A 1,512-nucleotide genomic window follows, 5' to 3' on the forward strand; every position below is an offset into this window, starting at 1 on the left:
GCCTGCTCTCATGTTTGCTGTCAAGGGGCTCGATCAAGCGGAGCCGCTTCCGGCTGAGCGCCCGGACGCTGGACTTCGAAGGTGCCCACGGTAGGAGGCAGGGCCAAAGACGACGGTTGATCAAGCTCTCATGCGCGGGTTGGCTACCGCATGACCGTGGTTTCGTTTTGGGGCTGCCTCGGTCTAGGAGCGAGCGTCGGCAATGCCGGCTCATAACAGGCCACGAGGATTCCCCACCGCGCCCTGCCTCCTGCCCTGGGCACCAGATATGGTCGAGCAGCGTTCTTCAGGCGGCCGGCCTGAGTTGCACTTGACGAGTGATCGCCCACAGGAAGCCGACCATCTCGCGTGCAATGGCGGTGGTGACGATCACCTTGGGTTTGCCGGCCGCCGACAAGCGGCGATAGCGGGCGCACAGCCTGACCTGGGCCTTCCAGGCGATATCGCGGATAGCTTGAGGCAGGCGCTCGTTACGGTCATGGAGCTTGCGACTGACGCGGGCTTGCATGCGATAGGTCCACGCCCCCTCGATCAGAGCCCGCCTGGCCAGAGCGTTGCCAGCCTTGGTGATGCCGCCGCGTCGGATGGTTGCGCCGCTGGAATGCTCCGACGGCACGAGGCCGAGAAAGGCCATCAACTGGCGGGGATTGTCGAAGCGGGAGAAGTCGCCGACCTCGGCAACCACCGTCACGGCAACGATGAAGGCGACGCCGCGCATCGCCTGCACGGCCTCTACGAACGGCGTCATCGACCATTGTGGCGCCAGCTCCTCGATCCGCTTGGTCAAGCAGTCCACACGGGCTTCAGCGTCGGTGACGGCATGAATGTAGTCCTGCAGAACGATCTGGCTCGCCGGGTGATCGAAGCGCACCGTGGTCAGCCAGCGACGATAAGCCAGAGTCCACCCCTTCTTTCCGGCATAGATGCGCCCATGTCGCAGCAGGAAGCCTTGGAGATGTTGTCGCGCCTTGCCGAGCACACGCATCGCCGTGGCGCGGGCTCTCACCAAGTCGCGCATGGCCTCATGCGCCGCATCCGGAATCCACACGGCTGTCAGCTCGCCGCTCCGGTGCAGCTTGGCCAGCATCGCCGCATCGCGCCGGTCAGTTTTTACCCGATCCCCGGCCTTCATCGGGATCAGCGAGGGGGCCACCACGATGCAGTTGTGCCCCAGTCCCGTCAGTTGTCGATGCAGGCCATATCCGCAGGGTCCGGCTTCGTAACAAAAACTTACCTGCCGGTCACCCTTGCCAAGCTTGTTCGCCAGCTTGTCGATTTGATCAGCGCGATTAGGGATGATCCCCAAGTTACGAACTTCACCGCCGCGCATCCCTTCCGCCACTGCGACCGAAATCGTCGCCTTGTGCACATCCAGTCCCACGAAAATGCTATTGTTCATCAGGCCCGCTCCCCATGCTTGAGGCTCGGCACCGGCTCATCCGGCGCAACCCTCGATGGAGCTTGCCGCGGGGCGGGCCGCCTGTCACCTCAGAGGGCAAACATAGGGTCTAG

General features: G+C 63.6%; 1 protein-coding gene. It reads right to left on the bottom strand.

The window, feature by feature from the left end; genetic code table 11:
• Window positions 1-286: 286 nt before the first annotated feature.
• Window positions 287-1,399: an IS110 family transposase gene (locus tag K289_RS0140795; protein WP_027556540.1), complete on the bottom strand. Its 1,113-nt coding sequence runs from the start codon at window positions 1,397-1,399 to the stop codon at window positions 287-289.
• Window positions 1,400-1,512 lie beyond the last annotated feature (113 nt).

This window comes from Bradyrhizobium sp. Cp5.3 (genome assembly GCF_000426265.1).
Taxonomy (GTDB): Bacteria; Pseudomonadota; Alphaproteobacteria; order Rhizobiales; family Xanthobacteraceae; genus Bradyrhizobium; species Bradyrhizobium neotropicale.